The sequence below is a fragment of the Bacillus haikouensis genome (assembly GCF_013179555.1).
GTDB classification, from domain to species: Bacteria; Bacillota; Bacilli; order Bacillales; family Bacillaceae_B; genus Rossellomorea; species Rossellomorea haikouensis_A.
The window spans coordinates 1-3,008 of the sequence record NZ_JABMCR010000391.1 but is presented as its reverse complement, the minus strand read 5'-3'; the positions used below and the strand labels follow the sequence as shown (position 1 = coordinate 3,008).

3 protein-coding genes are annotated in these 3,008 nt (G+C 43.5%); 2 read left to right on the top strand and 1 reads right to left on the bottom strand.

All coding sequences use genetic code 11. From position 1 onward, the window contains the following. Positions 1–715: DUF4030 domain-containing protein (locus tag HP456_RS22050; RefSeq protein WP_172255110.1), on the top strand; the 715-nt coding region annotated here is incomplete at its 5' end. Between the two features lie 45 nt (positions 716–760). Here the strand turns inward: HP456_RS22050 and HP456_RS22045 are convergent. Next, positions 761–1,615 (bottom strand): MurR/RpiR family transcriptional regulator, encoded by an 855-nt coding sequence (locus HP456_RS22045; RefSeq protein ID WP_172255108.1) that lies wholly within the window; start codon positions 1,613–1,615, stop codon positions 761–763. Positions 1,616–1,893: 278 nt separating this feature from the next. Here HP456_RS22045 and HP456_RS22040 point away from each other — a divergent pair. Beyond that, positions 1,894–3,008 (top strand): GntP family permease (locus HP456_RS22040; protein ID WP_172255106.1); only part of this gene is annotated, 1,115 nt, incomplete at its 3' end.

Genomic DNA, 3,008 nt, shown 5'->3' with positions numbered 1-3,008 from the left:
TACGACAAAAACCATTCACGTGGGGATCGAAGGAACAGAAGCGTATTATGAAGAGGTGAATGGCGAGATAAAACAACTGGTAATCGATGCCTTTCAAGACCAGGGAATGGATGCTTTCAAAGTAAAAGTAAACCTTGCAGATGAAGAGAAATTGGAAGAAATTCCGCAAAGCGAACAAAAAAAGTATGATGAATATAGTAGAAGAAGTTCCGAACTCGAAAAAGCGATCATGACTGACCTTAATGAAAAGGGATATGGAATAAGATCCGCACATGTCAGAATCAATGATATAGAAAAATTCATTCCTCTGGAAATTCTCGTTTCAGAAAAAAGAATTGACGAGATGAAAGCAATCGTCAATGAAATCGTGGAAGAAAAGGAATCAGGAGAGTTTAAAATAAAGGTATACAAAATTGACCCTGTAAAAGAGGAAGCGGAAAAACGCTGGAGCCCGGTCATCAGTACGATTGCACAGGGGCTTATGGGGAAAAGGGACTTTCATGTGAAAGGAGTGGGTTATTCATTCTATCCATCCCCCTTGACTCTCACAGTTAAAACCTCGGTAAAATCCACAGACCCGGATGCTGAAGAGATTGCAAAAAAAATTGAGATGGAAGTAAGGCGATTTATAGAATCGGATGAGGTCAAAGATAGGGTGAAGGACGATCCTTATAACATTATTGTTTACAGCAAAGACAAGAAAGAAATAAATTAACACACAAAAGAGATTCCAGGAGACTTCTGGAATCTCTTTTCATTTTTATAACCTTTTCACCGAAATCGCATTCCGCATCTTCTTCAATGCTTCCTGTCCAGTCGCTTCACGCCTCATCATGATGTTGACGTAAAGGGTATCGATCAAGGTGAGTTGTGCAATCCGGGATGACAGGGCTTCTGAGCGGTAGTCCGTTTCCTCGGATACGGTGTAGAGCGGGATATCGACTCCCTGGCTCAATGGGGATTTGGCGAAGTTCGTGATGCAGATTGTCTTTGCCCCGGTCTCTTTCACGACCTCCAATACTTGCAGAATATCCTTGGTGGACCCGCTGTGGGAAATGAAGACCGCGCAATCCTTTTCGGTCATTTGGGAAGCGGTCATCAATTGGATATGGCTGTCTGAGGTTGCACGGACGCGAAGACCGGTACGGATCAGTTTGTGATAGGCATCGAGCGCTATGACGCCTGAGCCGCCGCTTCCGAAGAATTCGATCGATTCGGATCCCGTCAGTGCATCCACGGCTTCCTGAAGTTTTTTTTCGTCAACGACCATCAAGGTGTCTTCGATCGTTTTGATGTTGGATCGGAAGACTTTGGAGGCAATCGTCTGTGCTGTGTCTCCTTCATCAACGCGTTCGTGAATATCTTTGAGCCCTGTGACGATTTCAGAAGCCAATGCTATTTTCATAGCTTGATACCCTTTAAAGCCAATTCTTTTGCAGAAGCGGAAGACCGTTGAATCGGCTACGCCTAAATCTTCAGCCAGACCATTGATGGTGGAATGGATGATGTGTGTAGGGTTTTCCAGTATATAATCGGCAATCTTTCTTTCCGTCTCACTGAATTGGGGATAATGAGAACGGATGCTTGCCAGACAATGCTGATGCTCTTTCATCATGGACAACACTCCTGTAAGGGTTTTCATATTTTTATTATACTAAAATAAGAGAAAAAGAAAAATATTTTTTTGTAAACGGTTGCAAATAAAAAAATATTTTTTATAATAGAGATATCAAGAAAAAATAATTTTCTCCAACAGATCAATAATCCGAAAATATTTTCCTATTTTTATAGAGTCGGAGTGTCTTCATAGAAAACGGTTTGTGAAACCGCTTAATTGGTGTCGGTTGGATAGAGAAAAGAAATTCATTCAATAAGAGAAGGGTAGGGGTCATTATGTCAGATCAAATGCTGATATTGGTTGCGTTAGCAGGGATTTTTCTTCTGTTATTTTTAGTCATTAAAACAAAGCTTCATGCGTTTGTTGCGCTGCTCCTGGTAAGTTTAATCGTAGGAATCGCAGCTGGAATGCCGCTTGGTGAGGTTGTCACTTCGATACAAAACGGTATGGGAGGCACGCTCGGATTCGTTGCGGTTGTCGTTGGATTAGGTGCAATGTTCGGACGGATGCTTGAAGTTTCCGGAGGGGCAGAACGTCTTGCCCAGACTTTGATCAACAAATTTGGAGAAGACAAAGCACAGTGGTCTCTTGGTATTACAGGGTTCCTTGTTGCGATTCCCGTGTTCTTCGATGTAGGTTTCATCATTCTTGTACCGATTGTATATGGATTGGCCAAGAAAACAGGAAAGTCACTATTTTATTATGGAATACCTTTACTCGCGGGTCTTGCTGTCACACACAGTTTCATTCCGCCGACACCTGGACCGATTGCTGTTGCTGATCTGATAGGGGCAGATCTTGGCTGGGTCATCTTGTTCGGTGTGATTGCCGGTATTCCGTCCATGATCATCGCAGGACCACTTTTTGCAAAATATATCTCGAAAAGAATTCATGCCGTTGTCCCTGAATACATGCAAGTCGAAGAAAAGGAATATGATAAGGATCTTCCTGGCTTTGGTCTTATAGCGTCATTAATTTCCATACCATTAGTGTTGATTTTATTAAATACGCTGTCAGGCGTTCTTTTAGATGAAGGAAACATGGTTCGTTCAATTCTGACGTTCCTGGGACATCCGTTTGTGGCTTTGACGATTGCCACCATTCTTACATTCATTCTTCTTGGAACGAAGCGAGGGTACACCAGGGATGAAGTGCAGGAGATTGCTACCAAGGCCCTTGAGCCTGCTGGGATCATCATCCTGGTAACGGGTGCCGGCGGGGTTTTCAAGCAAGTATTGATCGACTCTGGTGTTGGTGAGGTCCTTGGCGAAATGATGGCTGGTTCCAGCCTTCCTCCGATTGCACTTGCATTCCTCATCGCGATGGTCGTCCGTATCGCACAAGGTTCTGCGACTGTGTCAATGGTCACGGCAGCAGGATTAATGAGCCC

Excerpts from the sequence above, each read along its gene's own strand:
- HP456_RS22045 (WP_172255108.1), bottom strand. The coding sequence starts at position 1,615 with ATGATGAAAGAGCATCAGCATTGTCTGGCAAGCATCCGTTCTCATTAT.